The sequence below is a fragment of the Roseovarius sp. EL26 genome (genome assembly GCF_900327775.1).
In the GTDB taxonomy this organism is placed as follows: Bacteria; Pseudomonadota; Alphaproteobacteria; order Rhodobacterales; family Rhodobacteraceae; genus Roseovarius.
The window spans coordinates 866,583-888,529 of record NZ_OUMZ01000007.1; the positions used below are offsets into that span (position 1 = coordinate 866,583).

The 21,947-nt window shown below is 49.6% G+C and carries 20 protein-coding genes and 1 pseudogene; 12 read left to right on the forward strand and 9 right to left on the reverse strand.

Features of this window, described 5'->3' with window-relative positions; genetic code table 11:
* Positions 1-9: 9 nt before the first annotated feature.
* Positions 10-639 (forward strand): TetR family transcriptional regulator C-terminal domain-containing protein, encoded by a 630-nt coding sequence (locus D9A02_RS12100; RefSeq protein ID WP_120501205.1) that lies wholly within the window; start codon positions 10-12, stop codon positions 637-639.
* A 39-nt stretch (positions 640-678) separates the two neighbouring features.
* Here the strand turns inward: D9A02_RS12100 and preA are convergent, their stop codons facing one another.
* Together preA and D9A02_RS12110 are read right to left on the reverse strand one after the other, a co-directional pair.
* Positions 679-1,983: an NAD-dependent dihydropyrimidine dehydrogenase subunit PreA gene (gene preA, locus D9A02_RS12105; RefSeq protein WP_120501206.1), complete on the reverse strand. Its 1,305-nt coding sequence runs from the start codon at positions 1,981-1,983 to the stop codon at positions 679-681.
* A 19-nt stretch (positions 1,984-2,002) separates the two neighbouring features.
* Positions 2,003-3,337, reverse strand: a complete 1,335-nt coding sequence (locus tag D9A02_RS12110; RefSeq protein ID WP_120501207.1) for an NAD(P)-dependent oxidoreductase — start codon at positions 3,335-3,337, stop codon at positions 2,003-2,005.
* A 454-nt stretch (positions 3,338-3,791) separates the two neighbouring features.
* Between D9A02_RS12110 and D9A02_RS12115 the strand changes: the two genes are divergently transcribed.
* A complete protein-coding gene (locus D9A02_RS12115; protein ID WP_120501208.1) occupies positions 3,792-4,721 on the forward strand; it encodes a DMT family transporter in 930 nt (309 codons plus the stop codon).
* Between the two features lie 656 nt (positions 4,722-5,377).
* Here the strand turns inward: D9A02_RS12115 and D9A02_RS12120 are convergent.
* A complete protein-coding gene (locus D9A02_RS12120) occupies positions 5,378-6,346 on the reverse strand; it encodes a LysR family transcriptional regulator (RefSeq protein WP_120501209.1) in 969 nt (322 codons plus the stop codon).
* Between the two features lie 98 nt (positions 6,347-6,444).
* Here D9A02_RS12120 and D9A02_RS12125 point away from each other — a divergent pair, with 98 nt between their 5' ends.
* The 9 genes from D9A02_RS12125 to D9A02_RS12165 all read left to right on the forward strand — a co-directional run bounded on the left by D9A02_RS12125 (position 6,445) and on the right by D9A02_RS12165 (position 15,531).
* Entirely contained in the window at positions 6,445-7,788 is a 1,344-nt protein-coding gene (locus D9A02_RS12125) for an aspartate aminotransferase family protein (protein ID WP_120501210.1), read from the forward strand.
* A gap of 3 nt (positions 7,789-7,791) precedes the next feature.
* Positions 7,792-8,721 carry a 3-keto-5-aminohexanoate cleavage protein gene (locus tag D9A02_RS12130; RefSeq protein ID WP_120501211.1) on the forward strand — a complete coding sequence of 310 codons (930 nt, stop codon included), beginning with the start codon at positions 7,792-7,794 and terminating at the stop codon, positions 8,719-8,721.
* A gap of 9 nt (positions 8,722-8,730) precedes the next feature.
* Positions 8,731-9,759, forward strand: a complete 1,029-nt coding sequence (locus D9A02_RS12135) for a histone deacetylase family protein (RefSeq protein ID WP_120501212.1) — start codon at positions 8,731-8,733, stop codon at positions 9,757-9,759.
* Between the two features lie 2 nt (positions 9,760-9,761).
* Positions 9,762-10,271, forward strand: a complete 510-nt coding sequence (locus tag D9A02_RS12140; RefSeq protein WP_120501213.1) for a thioesterase family protein — start codon at positions 9,762-9,764, stop codon at positions 10,269-10,271.
* A 385-nt stretch (positions 10,272-10,656) separates the two neighbouring features.
* Positions 10,657-11,661 (forward strand): TRAP transporter substrate-binding protein DctP, encoded by a 1,005-nt coding sequence (gene dctP / locus D9A02_RS12145; RefSeq protein ID WP_120501214.1) that lies wholly within the window; start codon positions 10,657-10,659, stop codon positions 11,659-11,661.
* Positions 11,662-11,742: 81 nt separating this feature from the next.
* Entirely contained in the window at positions 11,743-12,357 is a 615-nt protein-coding gene (locus tag D9A02_RS12150) for a TRAP transporter small permease (protein ID WP_120501215.1), read from the forward strand.
* On the forward strand, positions 12,354-13,646 hold the full coding sequence (locus tag D9A02_RS12155; RefSeq protein ID WP_120501216.1) for a TRAP transporter large permease: 1,293 nt from the start codon (positions 12,354-12,356) through the stop codon (positions 13,644-13,646). The genes D9A02_RS12150 and D9A02_RS12155 overlap by 4 nt, the downstream gene beginning before the upstream one ends.
* Before the next feature lie 137 nt (positions 13,647-13,783).
* Positions 13,784-14,686 carry a MurR/RpiR family transcriptional regulator gene (locus tag D9A02_RS12160; protein ID WP_120501217.1) on the forward strand — a complete coding sequence of 301 codons (903 nt, stop codon included), beginning with the start codon at positions 13,784-13,786 and terminating at the stop codon, positions 14,684-14,686.
* Between the two features lie 2 nt (positions 14,687-14,688).
* A complete protein-coding gene (locus D9A02_RS12165; protein ID WP_120501218.1) occupies positions 14,689-15,531 on the forward strand; it encodes a carbon-nitrogen hydrolase family protein in 843 nt (280 codons plus the stop codon).
* A gap of 148 nt (positions 15,532-15,679) precedes the next feature.
* On the opposite strand, the gene D9A02_RS19445 is transcribed toward D9A02_RS12165, so the two are convergent.
* The 5 genes and pseudogenes from D9A02_RS19445 to D9A02_RS19575 form a co-directional block, all read right to left on the reverse strand.
* Positions 15,680-16,255: a hypothetical protein gene (locus D9A02_RS19445; RefSeq protein ID WP_254054620.1), complete on the reverse strand. Its 576-nt coding sequence runs from the start codon at positions 16,253-16,255 to the stop codon at positions 15,680-15,682.
* Positions 16,256-16,306: 51 nt separating this feature from the next.
* Positions 16,307-16,750 (reverse strand): annotated as a pseudogene (locus tag D9A02_RS19570) (TniQ family protein); the annotation flags it as partial.
* A complete protein-coding gene (locus tag D9A02_RS12175) occupies positions 16,743-17,627 on the reverse strand; it encodes a TniB family NTP-binding protein (RefSeq protein ID WP_120501220.1) in 885 nt (294 codons plus the stop codon). The gene D9A02_RS12175 and the pseudogene D9A02_RS19570, both read right to left, overlap by 8 nt.
* A complete protein-coding gene (locus D9A02_RS12180; protein WP_162933051.1) occupies positions 17,620-19,203 on the reverse strand; it encodes a Mu transposase C-terminal domain-containing protein in 1,584 nt (527 codons plus the stop codon). The genes D9A02_RS12175 and D9A02_RS12180 overlap by 8 nt, the downstream gene beginning before the upstream one ends.
* A 161-nt stretch (positions 19,204-19,364) precedes the next feature.
* Positions 19,365-19,580, reverse strand: coding sequence for a helix-turn-helix domain-containing protein (locus tag D9A02_RS19575; RefSeq protein WP_120501222.1), 216 nt, complete (start codon positions 19,578-19,580; stop codon positions 19,365-19,367).
* 317 nt (positions 19,581-19,897) lie between these two features.
* Between D9A02_RS19575 and D9A02_RS12190 the strand changes: the two genes are divergently transcribed.
* Positions 19,898-20,614 (forward strand): hypothetical protein, encoded by a 717-nt coding sequence (locus D9A02_RS12190; protein ID WP_120501223.1) that lies wholly within the window; start codon positions 19,898-19,900, stop codon positions 20,612-20,614.
* A gap of 692 nt (positions 20,615-21,306) precedes the next feature.
* Here the strand turns inward: D9A02_RS12190 and D9A02_RS12195 are convergent.
* Positions 21,307-21,726, reverse strand: coding sequence for a hypothetical protein (locus D9A02_RS12195; protein ID WP_120501224.1), 420 nt, complete (start codon positions 21,724-21,726; stop codon positions 21,307-21,309).
* Between the last annotated feature and the right edge of the window lie 221 nt (positions 21,727-21,947).

A 21,947-nucleotide genomic window follows, 5' to 3' on the forward strand; every position in this document is an offset into this window, starting at 1 on the left:
TTTCCACATATGGCCCGTTCACAAGCAACCCGTAAACCAACCCGTATCCAACGGGAAAAAACCCAATCCATTCTGGAGGCGGCTTTGGATGTGTTTTCAGACAACGGCTTTCGCGGTTCGACGATTGATATGATCGCGGTGCGTGCAGGCCTGTCAAAGCCAAACATACTGTATTATTTTGATAGTAAGGAAGCCATTCACAAGGCTCTGCTTGCAGGACTGTTGGAGACATGGCTGGCCCCGTTGCAGGAAATGGACGAAGACGGTGACCCCATTGAGGAAATCTGCAAATACGTCGCGTTGAAACTGAAGATGTCGCAGCATTTTCCGCGTGAAAGCAAACTTTTCGCCAACGAAGTTCTGCAAGGCGCGCCGCATATCCTGACCGAGATTGAGGGCGGTTTGAAAGATCTGGTCTCATCCAAGGCGCGTGCGATCACGCGTTGGGCCGAAGAAGGGAAAATCGCGAACGTTGACCCCTATCATCTGTTCTTTTCGATCTGGGCAACCACACAGCACTATGCGGATTTTGATATCCAGATTCGCTCTGTTCTAGACGACGGCAAAGACCCGTTTGAAACAGCCGGGCCGTTTTTGGACAATATGTTTCGGGCGATGCTGGAGCCGAAGGCAAGATGACCGGCGAAGACGCCGGCCAACTTGATAAATCGCCGCAAATTACTCAGCGGCTACCGCACTTGGATTGTTGGGGTGCGTTGTCCAATCACTATGCTCTTTTTCAACAACCCGGTCAGTACGAAGATCGATGCTGCCGGGGGCTTGTTCGACCATGGTGATGCAGTTTTCAACTGGGCAGACCTCAACACACAGGTTGCAGGCGACACATTCAGTGTCATCCACGGTAAAGGTGCGTTCCTCAGACATCAGGATGGCTTGATGCGATGTGTCTTCACAGGCCGCGTAGCAACGCCCGCATTTGATGCAATCGTCCTGACTGATCGACGCTTTGGTGACATAGTTAAGGTTCAGATACTGCCAATCGGTGACGTTTGGAACAGCCATGCCGACAAAGTCATCAATCGAGGTGTGCCCCTTTTCATCCATCCATTGCGACAGACCGCTGATCATTTCCTTAACCACATTGAACCCATAGGTCATGGCTGCGGTGCAGACCTGCACATTGCCGCAGCCCAAGGCGATATATTCAGCTGCGTCACGCCATGTTGTAATGCCGCCAATGCCTGATATGGGCAAGCCCGCCGTTTCTGGCGAGCGCGCAATTTCCGCCACCATATTCATCGCAATCGGTTTGACCGCAGGGCCACAATATCCGCCGTGCGTTCCCTTGCCATCGATGGTTGGTTGCGGTGCCATTGCGTCAAGATCAACTGATATGATCGAGTTGATCGTGTTAATCAGAGAGACCGCGTCCGCACCGCCCGCTTTGGCGGCGGCGGCGGGTTGGCGGATGTCGGTGATGTTGGGTGTCAATTTTACGATCACGGGTTTGGAATAATACTGCTTGCACCAGCGGGTCACCATTTCGATGTACTCGGGCACCTGACCCACGGCGGAGCCCATGCCGCGTTCGGCCATGCCGTGCGGGCAGCCAAAGTTCAGCTCGATGCCATCCGCGCCGGTGTCTTCCACCAATGGCAGGATCGCTTTCCAAGCATCTTCTTCACAGGGCACCATAAGCGAAACAATAATGGCGCGGTCCGGATAGTCAGCCTTCACACGTTTGATTTCTTCAAGGTTCTGATAAAGATCTCGATCAGTGATCAACTCGATGTTGTTAAGCCCCAAAACACGGCGATCTGCGCCATGGACTACGCCATACCGCGGCCCGTTTACATTGACGACCGGAGGCCCTTCGGAACCAAGCGTTTTCCACACAACGCCGCCCCAACCCGCCTCAAAGGCGCGTCTGACGTTGTACTCTTTGTCAGTTGGCGGAGCAGAGGCCAGCCAAAACGGATTTGGTGATTTGATGCCAAGAAAATTACTTGAAAGATCTGCCATTGAATTACCCTCGTCTTGTTTAGCTCTGAAGAGCTGCGTGAATGTTGATCGCTGCGTCGCGGCCCTCGGCAACGGCGGTCACGGTCAGATCGTCGCCACCCGTGGCGCAATCGCCTCCAGCCCAGACGTTTGCGAGACTGGTGTGTCCGTTTTTATCGACTTGGATTTTTCCACCAGACAAGGCCAGCTCTTCTGGTGCCCCCGCCAAATTCTGCCCGATGGCTTTGAAAACCTGATCTGCAGCGAGGTGAAACACTTCTCCGGTGGGCTCCAGTTTGCCATCTTTCGTTTCGGTATAGGCAAACTCGACGTTCAGACCGGTGCCATTGCAGACGATTTTTTCCGGTTGCGCGTTATAGATGATGCGCACGCCCTGAGAGGTCGCCAGCTGTTGTTCGTAGATCGAAGCGCTCATGCTGTCTTTGTCGCGTCGGTACACTAGCGACACGTCCTGCGCGCCTAATAGTTTGCTCTGCACCGCTGCATCGACCGCAGTCATGCCGCCGCCAATCACTACAACGCGCCGCCCGACATCGACCTTTTGCAAATCTTCGGCTTGCCGCACGTTTGAGATGAATGACACCGCATCAATAACATTCGCAGCATCTTCACCATCGCATCGCAAGGTGTTCACGCCTGACAGTCCCATGCCCAGAAATACGGCGTCAAAGCTGGCCAGAAGGTCCGGCAAGGAAAGCCCATCGCCAATCTTGCGACCGTACACCATGCTAATGCCGCCGACAGACAGCAGCCAGTCCAATTCTCGCTGGGCAAAGTTGTCCACTGACTTGTAAGCGGCGATGCCAAACTCATTCAGCCCGCCCCCCTTGGCGCGCGACTCATAGATAGTGACCTCGTGGCCGAGCATTGCCAGTCTGTGTGCGCAGGCCAATCCCGCAGGCCCAGCACCAACAACGGCGATGCTTTTGCCGGAGGGTGCTGCCCGTTTGAATGGATGCTGCTCTTTGGTCATAAGCGTATCCGTTGCAAACCGCTGCAATCGACCGATCTCAACCGGTTTTCCTTCGGCGGCTTCGCGCACGCAGGACTCTTCGCATAAGGTCTCGGTGGGGCAGACCCGCGCGCACATACCTCCAAGAATATTCTGTTCGAATATCGTCATGGCCGAGGCCTCGGGTGTGCCAGTGCTAATCTGCCGTATGAACAATGGGATGTCGATTGAGGTGGGGCAGGCTGTCATGCAGGGGGCGTCGTAGCAGAAATAACAACGATCCGCCGCAACCATGGCTTCGTGCTCTGACAAGGGGCTGTGCAAATCCTCAAAGTTTGCTGCCAGTTCGGTGGTGTCCAACCGGCCTGAAACAATTCCTGATGTGGATGTTGAGTGTGTCATTTATCTCTCCCATGCAGTGCATCTTACCGTTCAGACTACACAGGAATAAATATTTATCAATTGGTAAATAATTTGACATACCAAGTGCTGGAGAAGTCGCGCTTACAAATGAGTTGCCTGCAGACAATACACATGACCCTCAGGCAAAGTGACACAATAGGGTACTAACAACACTTAAAGCAGGTAACGTTACCGGTGTTGTCTGCTTTCGTCCGAGCGGAAATTACCGCGCGTAATGCCAGAACGGATACTCATCATGCTGAAGTGACTTATACCCATTCATTATTGTCAGATTGTGGTGATGGGTTCGGTTTTGGCGGGATTACTATACCCAACACCTCCAAATGGTAATACCTGAAAAGACTGGGATTTACCGGGTTCTGATGCTCTGATACTGGCACAGGAATATCGCCCGACTTGAACGTAATTACTGTTAAAACAGAAAGCCCCTCATATGACGCGTGACTACACGATTGGCATGGTAATGCTCATTGCGATTGCGGCGCTTTGGGGGCTGGGGTTTGTTTTTCAGGCAAAGGGGATGGACCATCTGGGGCCATTTACCTTTAACGCCATCCGGTTTGCCATGGGGGCGTTATCAATCGTTCCGGTCATCGTGATATTCTCTGACAAGAAACTGAAAACAGACACCCTTGTGATGATCAAGGGCGGGGCGCTTGCCGGCGTGTTCATGTTCTTCGGGATCACGTTGCAACAATATGGGCTGTTGTACACAACTGCGGGAAAGTCAGCGTTCATTACTGGGCTGTATATTATCTTCGTGCCGCTAATCGGGTTGTTTCTAGGTCAACGGTTTGGTGCAAAAGTCTGGTTTGCGGCGGTATTAGCTTTCACGGGGCTATATCTATTGTCGGAAACTACCGGGCTGGCTATCGGAAAAGGTGAGCTTCTGACCGTCATATGTGCCTTGTTCTGGGCCGGTGTGGTCATCATCAACGGCCGATACGCGGGGCAGGTGGACGGGCCCAAATACGCCTTTGTACAGTTTCTTGTCGTGGTTGGGTTGTCTTTGCCATTCGCTCTGATCTTAGAACATCATGATCTGTCGGACATTTGGGCCGCCCGCGAGGCACTACTGTTCGTCGGGATCTTGAACACCGGTGTTGCCATGACCGTGCAGGTTCTGGCGCAAAAACGTGTGCCACCGATGCAGGCAGCTTTGGTGATGAGCCTTGAAACCGTGTTCGGTGCTTTTGGAGGTTGGTTGCTGCTGAACGAAATGTTCACCAATCAGATGCTGCTGGGATGCGCATTGATGCTGGCCGGGTTGGTGTTGGCCCAGTTGCCTGGCCGTCGAGAGCGCAAACCAATCCGCTGGTTTTTCCGGCGGCGGAATACGGCGATTGAGATTGACAAGAGTTGACGGACGGACACTTCTCACAAGTCGAGCGCTTAGCTGTATTAATGGATTGCTTTAGATCCGTTACCATACTGATAACTTCCCGATCCCGTTCAACTGGACGTTAATAATACCGCTAATGCTTATTGGCAGTATTGGGCCATCAGAAAAGCCGTTTACCATCACCGATGAGCAGGGCCTGGTGCATAACGTCGGTAATCAGCGTAACTGGATGAAATGATGGTGAAAGTGGAAGATATCAGCTGATGATCACAAACCACGACAAAGAAAACGTTCAAACAATCTTTGAGTAACCTATGAGACGGGGTGCTGAACATCCCGTCTCTGGCTGGATCAGATAAGCCGAGATTACGGCCTGATCTTTAAGGTTCACAAGATGACGTCTTATAGCATAAGCCCTGCGCATCTTGCGGTAGTCGTGCTGCCGATTACATTACCACCATGTAGCTGTGCAGTACGAAAAACAGCGCCGTTGCGCTGAGCACAGCGGCGAGAGGCAGGATTTCTTTAGCAACTTGAGCCATTTTGGTGTTCCTTACATAAAACTGATATCCAAGACTTAGGGGAGTGTCGTCTTGTTTAGAAGTGCTCTTTTGACATACTGGCCTTGCAAGAAGTGCATGCCTACGGCTGATGTACAATTCTTTGAATTTTTGCGTTTAATATTGCGGAGCGTAAGTACGTTGGGACAAGTCAGTGTCATGGATCCAACGGCTAATCTTATTGAAGAAAGCCGCCTCCGCATTGTTCAGCCGGGTGTTGGGGTTGTTCACTAGGTGAATGTCAATCTCGAGCGCGTTATTGTAAGGTGGCAGACGCCACAGCGTGCCCTGCGCCACATAAGGATCAGCTGTGTGTGACGGCAAGGGGCCAAACCCTAAGCCTGCTGTGATCATTCGCAGTGCCTCTCCCAGATGGGAAGTGTACCCGATTACCTTATCATCCAACCGGTGCTGTGCCCGCAATAATGCAACTGGGCGGAGCGCGTCCCACAGTTGATCAGTTCGAAAAGAAACCGAAGAATGGCCGCGCAAATCATCCAACGTCAGGTCCTTACAACCGAATAGTGGATGCGACGGCCCACAATAAAATCCGAAATAGGCCCGGTAGAGGACCGAATAAGACAGTTTTGGATGAGGATCATGAACCAGACAAAGGCCCAGACTGGCGGACTTTTCCAAAACAGCCTTTTGAACTGCCTTGCTGGACATGACATCGATGTCAAAGCGTACTTGCTGATGTTGCACATGAAAACTCGATAGAATCTGATCGAAGTGTGAACTTTCTGCGCGGCTGAGCGTGGCAATGGTCACCTGCCCAGTTAACTCGTCTTCTGTCGTCTGTGCAGTTTGTACGGCGCGAGAAATAGTGCCAAATATCTGGGCGCATTCTTCGTAAAGTGCTTGCCCGGCAGTTGTAACCCGAAAGTGCGAGGGCGCGCGGTCAATCAACGTGGCACCAATCCGGGTCTCAAGCCGCTTTAGGGCCTGACTGACGGAGGGCTGCTGCAACAACAAACGATTGGCAGCACGCGTGATGCTGCCTTCTTGCACGATGACCATGAAGGTACGTAGCAGATTCCAATCCAACTCGCGCGCGATCTTTTCTGCTTCGTGAGGAACATTCATATTAATTCAATCTATGTAAATCATTATTGATATCTATTTGCTCTATGATGTCGATTCCCGCAATCTCAAATTCAAATTGCCATGGTGGAGTGAGTCCAATGAGGGGGCAAAGAACCTCGAACCTGTTCTATCAATCACGCGCGCGCCGCCCAGAAGTGGATCACGCAGAAGGGATCTATATCTGGGCCAAGAATGGCACGCGCTACATTGATGGATCGTCTGGTGCGATGGTCAGTAATATAGGTCATTCAAACCCCAATGTTTTGTCCGCTATGAAGGCACAAATGGACAGTGCCACTTTTGCTTATCGGCTTCATTTTGAAAATGAACCGGCAGAACAACTGGCCAGCTCGATTGCCGCCAAGATGCCAAGGGGATTAAACCGAGTGTTTTTTGTCTCGGGCGGGTCTGAGGCAGTTGAATCTTGTGTAAAGTTCGCTCGCCAATGGGCCGTTTCTACGGGGCAAGATAGCCGGTGGAAGGTAATATCTCGTTTCCCTTCTTATCATGGCTCGACTTTGGGGGCGCTTGCGCTCACAGGATATGGGCCGCTCAAGGATGCGTTCAAGCCACTGTTCAAAGATATGCCAAAGATCCCGGCGCCAACATGTTATCTGGACCACGACAATCTGAGCGATGAGGCACGTGGTCTGAAATACGCCGAGATGCTGCGCGACGAAATCATTGCACAGGGTCCTGAGACAGTGCTGGCCTTCGCGATGGAGCCAGTAGGAGGTGCATCAACGGGAGCGCTGGTGGCCCCAGACAGCTACTATACCCGTGTGCGCGAGATCTGTGATGAATTTGGCGTGTTGCTGATTATGGATGAGGTGATGTCTGGCGTGGGTCGTACCGGCACATTTATGGCATCGGAGCATTGGGATGTACGTGCCGACCTCTACGCTGTGTCCAAAGGCTTTGCCGCTGGTTACGCTCCACTGGGCGCGATGATCGCTAATCAGGACATGGTTGACACTGTGTTGGATGCAGGCGGGTTTGCGCATGGGCATACCTATGCTGGCAATCCCTTGGCTTGTTCGGCGGGTTTGGCCGTGTTGAATGAGATCGACCGGCTCGATCTGATGGGCAATGCCCAACGCATGGGAGATGTGTTGATGGCGGGGCTGAGTGAACTGATGTCTAGGTACAAATTTATCGGCGATGTGCGGGGGAAGGGGCTACTGACCGCATTCGAGATGGTTTCAGACCGAGAAACGATGGCTCCCTTGCCAAAAGACCTCAATGCCTACAACCGCTTTGTCGATATTTGTTATGATCGTGGATTGATCACCTATTCGCGCCGCACGCGTGGCGGGGTGGATGGCGATCACTTCCTTGTTTGTCCGCCGATGATTGTGACCGAAGAGCAGGTAAACGAAGTGCTGAACATTCTGGATGACAGCCTGACTGTCTTTTCGTGCGAAGCAGGATTGGAAAGGTAAGCCATGGCGCAAAAAGTTATCATTACCTGTGCGGTGACCGGCTCCATCCATACTCCCAGCATGAGCCCGTACTTGCCTGTCACACCGGAGGAGATTGCGATCTCGGCGATTGAGGCAGCGGAGGCGGGTGCGTCGGTATTGCACCTGCACGCACGTGATCCCGAAAGCGGGCGACCCAGTGCGGAGGTCAACGTGTATCGCCGATTCCTGCCCAAGATTAAGGACGCGACCGATGCGGTGATCAATATCACCACCGGGGCTAGCTCGCAGATGACCATCGAAGATCGTCTATCTGCCCCTGCAGAGCTATCGCCAGAAATGTGTTCGTTGAATATGGGGTCGATCAACTTCGGGCTTTTTCCGATGAAAGATCAGTATTCCGAATGGAAACACGATTGGGAACCGCAATTTCTGGAGAACACTCGCGATACCCTGTTCAAAAATACCTTTCACGATATTGAGAGACTATTCGATCTGATGGGTGACGGGTGTGGTTCGCGCTATGAATTGGAATGCTACGACGTTGGTCACATTCAGACAGCGGCCTATTACCTCAAGCAAAAGCGGCTGAAAGAGCCGGTGTTCTTGCAGTTCGTCATGGGTGTTCTAGGAGGTATTGACGCCTGTCCGGAGAACTTGATGCATATGAAAGCAACGGCAGATCGTTTGCTGGGAGATCACTATCAGTTTTCTGTTCTGGCGGCAGGACGGCAGCAGATGCCATTGGCCACGTTAAGTGCCATTCTGGGTGGCAATGTGCGCGTGGGACTCGAAGATAGTCTTATGATTGGCAAGAACGAATTGGCCGTTAGTAATGCCCAGCAGGTGGTTAAAATTAGGCGGATTATTGAAGAGCTGGGTTATGAGGTGGCAACGCCTGCAGATGTGCGGAATCTGTTGCAGCTCAAAGGCGCCGATAAGGTGGGATTCTAGGGGACGATTATGAAAATCTTTGTCGATCAGGAAAAACAGCGGCAGCACTTTCCATCCGGGTTTCTGGTGAATGGGGTGATGCAACCCAATCCGGAAAAGCCAGAACGCATGGATCGCCTGCTTGCGGGGGTGGGGCAGGGTGGGCATAAGCTCTGTGCGCCTGAAGATCATGGCATGGGGCCATTGGCAGCGGTACATACGCCTGCCTATCTCAAATTCCTGTCGACGGTATATACTCGCTGGCAGCGAATTCCAGATGCAGCGCCTGAAATATTTCCCAACATTCACCCTGATCGAAGAACCGCCAGCTATCCGCTCTCGGCGGTGGGGCAGGCGGGTTATCATGTCACTGATATGTCGTGCCCAATTGGGGCGCATACATGGGAGGCGTCGCGCTGGTCCGCCAACTGCGCAGTGTCAGCGGCACAAACCGTCAACGCGGAGGATTGTGTTGCCTATGCCCTGTGTCGTCCTCCTGGGCATCACTGTTTCGCCGATCTCGCAGGAGGCTTTTGCTATCTCAACAATAGCGCCATCGCTGCGCAGTATTTACGTAAGACCTATAACCGCGTAGCGATCATTGATGTGGATCTGCACCACGGAAATGGCACACAGGGTATTTTCTATGAGCGCAGCGATGTATACACGCTTTCGGTTCATGCTGATCCTGCGCGGTTCTATCCGTTTTTCTGGGGTCACGCGCATGAACGCGGGGAAGGGGCTGGCTTTGGGTACAACCTGAATGTCCCATTGCCGCGTGGAACCGGTGACGAAGGGTTCCTCAAGGGGCTTTCCGAAGGTCTGGATCATGTAAGAGCCTTTGCGCCCGAGGCGGTAGTCATCGCATTGGGGCTTGATGCCTTTGAAGGTGATCCATTTGGTGGTTTGGCTGTTTCTACATCCGGCTTCACTCAGATGGCGCAGCTGCTTGCAGAATTAGACGTGCCGTGCGTGATAGTGCAGGAAGGTGGCTATCTATGTGATGAACTTGGTGAAAACCTGCATGCCTTTCTTGCCGGATTTAAAGATGGTGCGTGATCATGTTTGAAAAGGACTGGGTCAAATCAGAGACCCGCTTCGTTTCCGATGACTGGATCGACTATAACGGTCATATGAATATGGCCTATTACGTCATGGCCTTTGATATCGGGCTGGACGATATTCTTGATCATAAACTTGGCGCGGGGATTCGCTTTACGAAGGCATACGGTCAGGGGCCTTTCGTGCTGCAAAATCATGTGCATTATCTCGGAGAGCTGGTGTCGGGCGATCAATTCTATTGTCAGTACTTAATGCTGGCTGGGGATGCCAAGCGCGTCCACATCGCTGGCGAGATGCGTAAAGCAATCAAGGGCGATCTGGTTTGTGTGATGGAGCAAGTGTTGATCAATGTCGATCATGCCACTCGCCGCGCCACGCCTTATCCACGAGATATTCAAGACCGCATCCATCAATTGGTCGCGGCCCATGCGGATATTCCGCGGCCCAATCAACTTGGGCGCGCCATCGGGTTGAATTGGCGATTGAGGTCTGATTCGCCAAATCAGTAACTAAGAGGGGCGAGGCGAAAGAATCAGTTGCCCACTGCAAGGCTAGGCAAGGAGGAGACGAAGATGAAATAACAATGAGTGGACTAGTCAAAAGCCTATTCACATGTATAGGGGCAGATTTCCGTTTGTTTTGGTGTTACTGGATTGCACTTTTCCCAAGGTCATGCGTTATTGGTCACTTCAATGGAACGTGCATATTGCAAAAGTTTGTTGAAATTTTGCATATGAAACATTTTAAAATAAAAAGTTGCAATCGTTAATCAGCCTCAATATGGTCCAGAACCACTGCAGATCAGTGATGAATCTGCCAAAAAATAAATTGCGCATTTTGCAGCGTGTCAAACAATGAACAGAGCTGCGGAATCAACACTGGAGGAGATCCAATATGAAAGTGAAAACCTTGGCAAAGGGCCTAATGGCCAGCGCCGTAGCCTTGACCATGGCGATGCCCGCGATGGCAGAAGATGTCACCCTGCGTTTTGCGGGCGTGTTCCCAATCGACCACCAGGGCACAAAAATGATGGAACAGGTTGCAGCTGACGTTGCTGCGGCTGGCGTTGGTCTGAAGATCGATGTGTTCCCTGCGAACCAGTTGGGTTCGGGTGAAGCGTTGTTTGAAGACGTTGCCCGTGGCAACATCGATCTGGCTGCTGCGTTTATCTACGCTGACACAGATGCGCGTCTGGAATTCCTGTCGATGCCATTCCTTGTTGGCGGCTGGGATGACATGGATAACATCATGCGCAACCTGGATTCTGAATATAACAAGATCCTGCAGGAAATCACCGCGGATTACGGCGTACGTATCCTGGCGCAAAACCCTGAAGGGTTTGTTGGCATTGTTGCGACGCAAGAACCGACCAACTGGAACAATTTTGACGACAAAGGCATGAACATCCGTGTTTGGTCTTCGAACGTTGTGAAATCGATGGTTGAATCGCTGGGCTTCCAGGCCACCACAATGGCATGGGGCGATATCTTCCCTGCGATCCAGTCGGGCATTGTCGACGGCGCGATCTGCTGCACAAAAACAGCGACATACTCGATCTTCGCTAAATCTGATGTTGGCACACACTTCATTGAGTACAACTCAATCTCTGAGCTAACAACATTCTATGCATCTGAGCGTACAATGGCGAAGCTGAGCGAAGATCAGGCTGCAGCGCTGCAAACAGCAATGACTAAAGCATCGGACGACTTCTTTGCTTACAACCGTGAGAACGACGAAGTCTACCGTCAGAAGCTGCTGGACAGCGGTTACACCATCCTGAGCCTGAACGACGAAGAGCAGGCCGCGATGGCCGCCCACGTTCAGGAACAAATCTGGCCGCTGATGGCCGACAGCGTTGGTCAAGATGTGATTGACCGCCTGCTGGCCGCAAAGAACTAAGACTTAGAAAACGACATAAGGGCCGGCAATCTTGCCGGCCCTTTTTCCAATAAATAAGATAAAAAATACGGGGGGGGTGACATGTCGAAACTAGAAGGTGAAAATCCGACATTCTTCGGCTACACGGTCGCAGATGGCCGGACGAAAGTAACGGACGAGCTACCAACGATCATAGGTATGCCTTTGAAGGGTGTGGCATTCGTCATGCGGTTGATTGTGACGTTTTCTGGTTTTCTGATGGCGTTTACTTTCGGCGCTGTTGTTGTGATCAGATACGGCTTTGGGGGTGACCTATTTGCTTACGAAGAATGGTTGTTGGCCATCAGTATCGTAGGCTTTTTTGCAGGTGCCGTTCTGGCGTCCTCACGTAATTTGCATATCAACGCTGATATCCTTGGCATCGTAATCAAAGACCCCAAGCTGGTCTGGTGGCGCGGGTTCATTGTTCTCACGATTGAATTGTTGGTGATCCTGTTTCTTGTTTATGCCTGCTACATCTCGCTAGCTGATGACTTCGCATTTCCCCGACTGCGTGCAACCCCTGTGTTGCGCATTCCGTTCGTTACGTGGCGGATTGCGATCATGGTTGCCTTTAGCTTTATGGCGATGTTCACTGCCGCCTATCTTTACGTGCACATCCGCAAAGGTCTCGGCCTGCCCCTAAAATCCGACATGGCCAAGGAGGCTGACAAATGATCATAACTGGAAGTCTGCTTATTGTATGCGTGATGTTGCTGCTCGGCGTCAGCGTCTATGTGGCGTTTGGGTCAGTCTTGATCTTCATTGCACTCGTCGGGGATCAGTCGATCTCAGGCTACCTTCCAACGGGGGCAACGGGGATACGTTCACTGGTTCTTCTGGCGATCCCGCTGTTCATGATTGCCGGCGGCATCATGGAAAAAGGCAAGATCGCAGCACCCCTTGTGTCGCTGGCCGAGATGTTCATCGGCCATGTTAAAGGCGGTCTGAGCGCAGCAGGTGTTCTGGCATGTGGAGTCTTTGGCTCCATTTCCGGAAGCGCCAACGCGACATTGACCTGCATCGGTGGCATCATGATGCCGCACTTGAAAAAGGCAAACTACCCAAGTGGGCAATCGGCAGCGCTGATCGTATCGGCAAGCCCCTTGGGTCTGTTAATTCCACCGAGTTCGTCACACATTCTGTATGGTTGGGTCGCACAACAGCACGTACTGAAGTGCTTCCTTTCTACGGTTATCCCTGCGATGATTCTGATCACATTGCTGATCATCACCAACCAGTTCATGCTGCGTAAATATGACAACATCGAACTGACAGAGCGACCAAACCCATTCATGCCCTCGTTGCTGGGGCAGGGGCGTTTGGCTGGTCCCGCGTTGATGATGCCTGTCATCATCTTGGGTGGCATCTATGGTGGTATCATGACGCCAACCGAGGCCGCAGGCATCGCGGTTGTCTATGCGATCCCGGTTGCGATCTATTTCTACCGCGGCCTGACCTGGAAAACACTGGCGCAGACGATCCAAACATCTGGTGTAACCATCGGTGTGGTGATGGTGATGATCTTCATGGTTTTGATCGTGTCGGACAACCTGATTGCCCAAGGTGCCCCGGCATTGGCCAAACAGATGGTCTATTCTGTGTCGGAAAATCCGATTGTGATCTTGCTGATGATCAACGTTGTGATGATCCTGATCGGCATGTTGATGGATGACATCTCGGGTCTATTGCTAGCGACACCGATCCTACTGCCTATCGCGCAGAGCGTCGGCATGGATCCGATCCATTTTGCGGCTGTGATCGGTGTGAACTTGGGTATGGCAAACATTACACCTCCGACAGCACCACTGCTGTATCTCGGGGCGCAGATTTGCGACACGCCGGTTTCCAAGATGCTGTGGCCAACGCTGGTGTTCATCATCTTTGCATGGCTGCCAACGTTGATGCTAACAACGTTCGTACCGGAACTGGCACTGTGGTTGCCTGATCTGCTGCTCAGCAGGTAAAACTTGAACTTTAGTGGCGAGGTGCAGTTACCTTGCCACTAAATATAACATTTGCGAAATAATTGAATTTTATTTTTCATATGTTGTACTTTCACATATCACCAACCAACGAATGGCAGTCTTGCTGAAGTAGATAGATGCACCCAAGAGATGATCAAAACCCATATTCGCATGTCTCTCAGCAGTTGAAGGAATTACATCCTCAGTTGCCGCGGGTCTTGAAGGTCGCGGCATCTTATATGCTAGAGCATCCGGGTGATGTCGCGACATTGTCGATGCGTAAGGTGGCGGAAAACGCGGGCATTTCTCTCCCAAATTTTGCACGCCTTGCCAAAATGTTGGGCTACGCTTCCTATGGCGAGCTGCGCGATGTTTACCGCGAGCAGGTACAACACGGAGACATGCGTGAGTATCACTTGCGTGCCCAGACACTGCAGAAGAGCGGTGGGCAAAAATGTGCAGATGCGAAGTGGGAGGAATTTCGCACGACCACACAGAGTAACATTTCGGCTATTTTTGATGGCATATCTCCGGACTATTTTGCCGAAACTGCGCAGGTGTTGAATGCAGCTGAACGTGTTTATCTAGTGGGTATGCAAGCATCGTCGTGTTTGTCAGCATATGCTTACTATCTCGGCATTATGGTCAGTGGAAAGTTCCGATTGGTTCGGGGAGACGGCGGCATACTTGCGGATCCGGTCGCTGAGATTTCTGAGAACGATGCGATGATTGTCGTCAGCCAACGCCCCTGTGCGCGTTCCTCTGTGGATCTGGCCATTCTAGCGCGAGAACGGGGGGCCAAGGTGATCGCAATCACAGACAGTCCCGCAGCACCTATTGCGATCAATTCAGACTTCGCTTTGCTAAGCCCGAATGACAGCCCTTTGTTTTTTGAGAGCTATGTAGGGGCGACGATCCTGATCGAAGCATTGATCGGGTTCTTTGTCACACGGCAAACCAAAAACATTGCAGACCGCGTTTCCCAGATCGAAGATACGCGCAAGCGGTTGAACGAATATTGGGACCATACGAAAGACTAACCATGCCAAACACTGACCAACTGCGCCTTTTGGCGTGCCAGATCGATATTCCAACCATGACAACCGTTGCAGAACGCGATGAACATCTGAACGTTTCTGTTGAGAAAGTGCGCGACGCCATTGCAACACAAGGCGATGTCGATTTGGTGGTCCTGCCGGAACTGTCGAGCATTGATTATTCGCGTGAAACGTTCTCGCGTCTTGATGTGTTTGGCGAAAATCTGGATGGGCCATCGTTTTTGGCGTGGTCAGCGCTGGCACGCGAATTGTCTATCACGATTGTTTATGGATTTCCGCGCGTAGGTGAGGGGTGCCATCACATTTCTATGGGCGTTGTTGGGCCGGATGGCATATTGATTGGCCATTACGATAAACTGCATCTGGCGCAATACGGCGCTTCGATGGAGAAAGAGTACTACACACGAGGAGATCATCTTTGTGTTTTTGAAGTCAATGGATTCCGGGTTTCACCTATCATTTGCTACGATATTCGTATTCCTGAGCTCAGCCGCAGCTTGGTGTTGAATCACGGCGTTGATTTAATCCTGCATTGCGGGGCCTATTACCGCGATGAAAGTTTCGCTACTTGGCATCAATTTGCGATAACTCGAGCGATCGAAAATCAGGTTTTTTTCTCATCATTAAATCGTGCTGGTGAAAACTATGGGAACTCATTATTTTGTTATCCATGGATGGATGAAAACTCTGCACCAATCGATTTTTCCGCCCATAACGAAGCATTTGTGCGCGTGATTGTCGATCACGGTGTGCTCGTGAATGCCCGTCGTGATTACACATTTCTTAACGACAGACTCTCAGATTACAACGTAACCATTATACCTTAAAGTGATCATCCACTTTATTAACATAATACTAATTATACGTCATTTTCTTATACACGACAGCGCGTGTGAGAGTGGTTTAAAAATGAGACTCTATTAATGGGACTCGTTTGCGCATTGTTACACCCTGCTGTAGCTGAGTTTGCTAAACTTATTTTGGCAATGATAATCGCGCGAGATCGAAGATCAGACGTTCGAAAGTCTGATATGAAGATGGCATCATGTATTCGCGCAACGGACTGATTGGGGCATGTTGTTTGCCAAATCCATATTGCTCTAATCCTCCATCGAGCAATCCAAATAGTAACAACAACGCTTTGCGACGCTCTGTGAGATGGGTTGCGGGAAATGGTTCATATAAATGACGCGTGGCAAGCCCTAGTTTTCTCGGTGCATTGACATAGGCGTTGCTAAAGTAATCAATCGGTCGAAGTTGGAATTCACGTAGCGATATGTGACTGCTGTGGAGTAACAGATTCGCTAGGTGTTTCAGAATCTTGATTTTACGATGAGCACGAGAGCCAAGTTTCTTCGTCTTCATGGACGTAATCATATATCTTTCGATGCGGGCAAGCTGCCTCCAAATCTGGCATGCCGTGGTGGATTGCAATAATTCACGCGCATGCGTCTCTGTCGTTCCATCGAGGCCTAATTGCGCATCAAGTGGTGCGCCGCATTTAGGGCAAACAAATGCGATCTGAGTTCCGTACAATGCACAATCCGGCATGGCGACAGCCTCATAGCACCGTGCGCAGCGACCGTTTAGAGGTCGAAGGTGCCGCTGGCATATCGTTGAATAAGCAAATGACCATTGCTGACGTAGAAAGTGGTCTTTGCCCCCTGCCCGATCCTCTATCAAACATATGGGGCACCAGCTGAACCTGAGTTGATCAGAAAGTAAGGTCTCTGTCGTTTCAATATCGTTTGCAGCTCCGGTTGCACTCAGATCTTTACGGGTCAAGTAAGGCCATGTTGACTGTGGAAACAAAGCATTGATATCGTCTATTGAACAAGACAGCGCTACTGACAACGCTGCACGATTTCTTTTCGGGCAGGTAACCAATAGCGCAGGCAACTGATCCCTGCCCCCTGCTCTCATACCCAAACAGTGGTATAGGAATGTCGAGGGAGCGCTGCCGTAGAGCGCCGCATTGCGCGCTATTAACGATTGGAATGCTTCACCCGGCTCCGCGCTGCGAGTGATGGGCAATGATCTAATCATGCGGATATTCCGCTTGATTAAGATAATCTTTATACAGCTTGTAAGTGATCCGCTCTTCGCCCGACAGGATCGCCATAGCGCTCAAGCCAAATAACAAATCGATCAAATTGCGCGTCACACCATTGCTGCGCAAGATTAACGCCCTTCGAAGTGACATGTCATCTATCAGGTCAGATTCATTACGTAACGGGCACCACTTCTGGTATTCAGTTAAAAAACGTTCGAATACGATATCCTGGGATTTGAAAGGCATGACTTCAACCATTTGCGCACGCGAGAACAGCTGTTCGTCTTTGCTGAGAATAGGTGCAACAAGCGGCGTGATGTTCAGCAAAACCCTGATGTCAAACCTCGAAATCGCCAGCCTTATGAAGTTCAAAATTGGCTCACGTCTTGAAGGCGTGAGTTGGCTTAAAGCAGCGCAATCGTCCACCACCAGAAGGCGCAGCCCGAGGGACTTAAGCAGTTTGAGACAGGCGGGTGCTTGCGAGGCAACTGACGCGACCCCGAAAGTGGGCGCCGCAACGATCTCACACAGCTCAGCGCATAAGTCCCCTACTCGCCCGTCAATTGGCAGATGTCCCATCACAATAGGATAGCAATGGGTGGTGTTTTCAGCCTCAAAGTGTCCAGGAAGACCCTGCGCCAAATGTTGCAACATGGTGCTGGTTCCCATACCAGACGGAGCCATCAGTATTGTGAGCGGTTTAGCAGGAGACGTGGAAAACCCGGTAACAGATCGTCGCAATGTGTCATGTATCTGCCGTAAGGGTTTAATCGAGATCAATCGTCCTTTTTGAAGCCATTTGATGCGTTCTGGAACGCTTCTAGCTGCAATGACAGACGCTTGAGGTGATAAATGGGGAAAGTCACTCATTGTCGCCTCCTGGATGGATAAGCAAGCCAAATCCAGAAGGGGTTAGCGATGTTAATGAACGCCTTGATCCCGCTGTTGTCCGAGAACCAGATCTCTTGTTTGGTGAGCTCTTGTATTGATGCGCGTCATGGATAATTTGGTCATGCACCTGATAGTGGCGTATTAGATTAGCGTCAGACCACCTTTGGGCATTTGTTAATACTGGTTTTCGAATACGCTGCCATTCTCCGAGAGAAATCCGTTGGTGAAACTGTTTCTGGCAAGGGATTTGAAACACCCCGCTCTTGTCATCGCACCCATAAATTACCCTAATATCATCAGGATCAACATGGATCTTTAATGTTTTAACACCACAATTACGTAATTTTTGTAGTTGTTTAGAACTGTATTTTAAGTGGTGTAACTGAATGCCGTGATCTGTAATTCTTCGGATTTCAAATGGTAAGAAATCAAGACGAAACTGCTCTTTATTTCGTGGCAAAGTTGGAGATATACCTGACCTGCTCCAGTACTTATTCCAACAATTCAGTGGCGTATCATGGAGGCGGGAATGATGTGATCTATGGTAAACATTATTAACATAACTTAGAACGCCCTGTTCCAGTTGTTGCAGTGTCAATTTGGCAGATTTACGCGGATCGACGTTCCCTAATTCCTGCACATTGGATTTAGTTGTTCCAGGCAACGTGTGAATATAGGTGTTCAAGGTTCTAAAAAGTCGCTCAATATGACCACCGTATTTTGGTTGTGCTATCGGACGCTTTTCATGATTAATTCCGTATTTTGCCAAACCCGTGGTAAACGCCAGTGATGCTAGATCAGCTCCATTGTCTGTATGAACGACTTTAGGCAACCCACATGCGTGAAGGTCATTACTGCTCACCCTAGGCATAACTGCCGCCGCAAAAGATTTCGCAAGGGAGGCTGCGCTTAGTGTGTCAAAAGAAATCCGTACACTGAGCAAACTTGCTGTTGCGACGTCTAGGCAAGTTGTCATGTACGGGCGCCCCAATACACGTTTTGTGATCCAATCGATCACAAAGACGTCCATTTTAGTATGATCAATTTGAACGATCTGAAGGGGCCGTTGAGCGATAAGATGACCTCTGACAATATCAAATCTTTCTTGTGCAACGCACGTACCTTGACGTTTCTTGCAGAGTTTCCGCGGTTCTATTTCATCAATGCGCGTTTGAATTGAAGATCTGTCAACAGGGTCCAACCCACGCTTTTGCAACTCAACAAGAACGCGTTGTTGAAGGGCTGAGAAACTCAATTCTGATCGTGTTAGATAGTGCTCTTTAATGCAGTTTTCGATAACGACTTCATGTGCCTGAGATAGGAATCTGCTCAGAGGCTTTCGTCCCCGTTTTCTCGGTATAAGGACATTGATATGTCGTTCTTTTTTAAGTGCTGCACGCCATCGAAATAGTGTGGATCGAGAACAACTTAACTCTTTGCACAGGTCGATGCAGTTCATTTTCGTGAGTTTTTCATTTTGTGTGAACTTCCATAGCAGACCCGCAATTTGAGTCGTCTTATCCCAATTCTCATTCTGGGAGTTTTCCTCTTTCATATCGTAACCCTCTGATCGCATAAGCTATCCACCCTGCCAAAAATGGCAGGTGTTGACTTTGGCTTGGAATGTGAGATGATCAGGGCAACGGGACCTAACCGTCATCTGATCATCAGGTGTGAAGCTCATGTTGACGCATGAGCTTTTTCTTTTACGTTAGTTCATTGCTTGCCTTTCTTAGTTTGATAACGTTCTGGCCAAAGACACTCTGCGGTTCGGCCAATTTTCTGTGCAATTGCATTTTCTATACGTTTTGAGCGTCTATCGCCCTTAAGCACAATTGATATACTCGGCGGAGACACACTCAGCTCTTTCGCGATCTGCCTTAAACTAATCCCGCGCCGAGACAGCTCGGCCTTAATTTCGTCTCTCTGCATCCGATGGATTTCCAGGTAGTCTAACTCCCATAATAATTGCGCTAAATAGTTGAAATTTCAACATTTTAAATTGATTGCGACACGAGGTGTCAAGAAAACATTCATTTTTAAACTTCGAATTTAAATAGGCTTCTATGAATTCAGTTTCACAGGCTGACTTTGAATTCCCAACAACTCCTTAAATTTACTGTAGTAATCTCCGTGAGTGAGTAATTTTCAACTTAGCGATATTACAGTAAATCGCCTGAAAAGTAGAGCAGGCAAATGACAAAATACTTGTCTTTGAATGAAAATACATCAAGTGGTAATCTTGAAGGATGCCCTACTCAAAAATTTCAAATCCGCGCGTAAGAGCTGAATATGAATATGTGTTAGACTCATTGAATCATGTTCGTCCTAAATGTTTGCTCGACTTTCGAAATCGCGCTCTTTTAGCGACGAGCTATGGTGCTGGCATTCCTATTGAGAAATTATTGAAAGCTAGAATAAGTGACATCACAGGAATTGAGCTCGCCATGTCTAAGCAATCAGAACGCAGTGTGACATTTAGAAACGCACTCAAAATAGATGGTCGCTGCTATGTCTTGATGGACTCGCCTGTTCGACGCATTTCGCTATGGGTTAAAAAATTAAAAACCTCGATATCAACTACGAATGCTGATATATTCCTCTTTCCAGCAACGAAAAGCTCGAGCGAAATGAAACTTAAAAATAGTGCTATCTGCAGCGAACAAGCACGCAATGTTTTTAAATTTTACTTTGGCAAAAATAGGTTCAGGGATTTTCGACATCTCAGGATCGCCGGCACCGCTTATTTGCTCTCGATAGATATTCACCCTCGTGCAGTGCGACGGGTTGCAGGATACAGTCATATTAGGTCGATAAAAGCTATTGCTGATAGCTACGGCATAGAAATTTCTAGAACTCTCGATTTCCCACCGGTTTGCGGGGTACCAGCATATTTTAATGAATGTGGTGCGAGTTTTTCGAAACTTGTTAATGTAGATTCGATAGGTTCTCTAAGCGCACAGTGACCGAAGATTAATAGTTGACGATCTTTTCAGATCTAATTTAAAAGCTGTCCTATGGCTTTGAGGTACGCGGATTTTATAATCTTCCCTCATCGTCGATGGACAACGTAAGGCTTCTCGTTTGTGACCTAGGTGGGGCTGTTATCGCAGATATCACACTAGCGTTTTGATTGGATGTAACCGAAATAGAAAGGACTTAAGTTCGCTGAACGACTATCTCCCCTGAATATTCTTGCGCTCGTAAATCTCGATCGACATGGGGCCTCGGATGTAAAGAATGCAAACACATTGTGTGATCAGGGATTGGCCAGCATAGTTACATTTTCTGGATTGGATACATCTGACCGCCTCCTAAAGTTCTCTGCAATTGAGCTTGAACCGGCTGCAAACATAGAGTTAATGAGGATTGTACAGGCGTTCGAGGTAAGGCATCCATTCTTGATTGAAGCAAAAAACCGCATCGACATAGATCAGTTTGAACAATGCAATGTTGTGGTTTTTCTCGCACATCACCTAGAGAATCTATCCCCTACTCTGTTACAGGCAGCACACAATCGTTCTGCAAAAAACTGGAGATGAAGATTTCAAAAGTCAAACCCTTAAAATCTGCTGATTATATATTTTAACTGACGGACTTAACCGAAACTGAGATTCCCTCAAATAACCTTACATGTCTGATGAGATTAATCGGTGCGTCAGACTAAAACCCAATTCGTTTGCCCTGGATCAGGAATAAAAAGATGTGATGTCCAACAATCACTCATCTCTGTTCCAACCTCCGCACCACAAGAGCAAACGCGATTTGGTCCATCGCAACCGTCAAGCCCACAACAGCCATTCAGCCTAGCCAGATCCATGGTCAGCGTCACTTCTGGAAGCACGTCTTGGATCGTCATCCAATATTGTGGAACAAAATCGAGTTTATCCTTCTTGGAACTGCTATCAGTTCGATATGGCCGCACCGACTTATAAGCGAAACCATTTTGGATCACGTGCAATCCATCGCAAAACTCGGGCTCAATAGCACCGTTAACACCCGCCTCATAAATTCGCACAGGTTTCGATATTTTCAAATGACAAGATTTGCATTGAAGAGCTAAATAGTTTTCCTGCATAAACGTAGTTCCCAAGCCGCAATGAACAAAGGCTACCAGCCGATGTCTGAAAATGGAAATTGATATCTATCAAGCGTTGAGCGGCCCGTTGCATCGAAGCTTACTGAGGTAATCTTACAAACGTAACTCGTTGTAAACGGCCCTTAGCGGTCGCTCGACATGGTTCAAAATTGCTGCAGTCGCAACCCGCATTGCTGCCGTTCGTTTTCGCTGCGATGCGG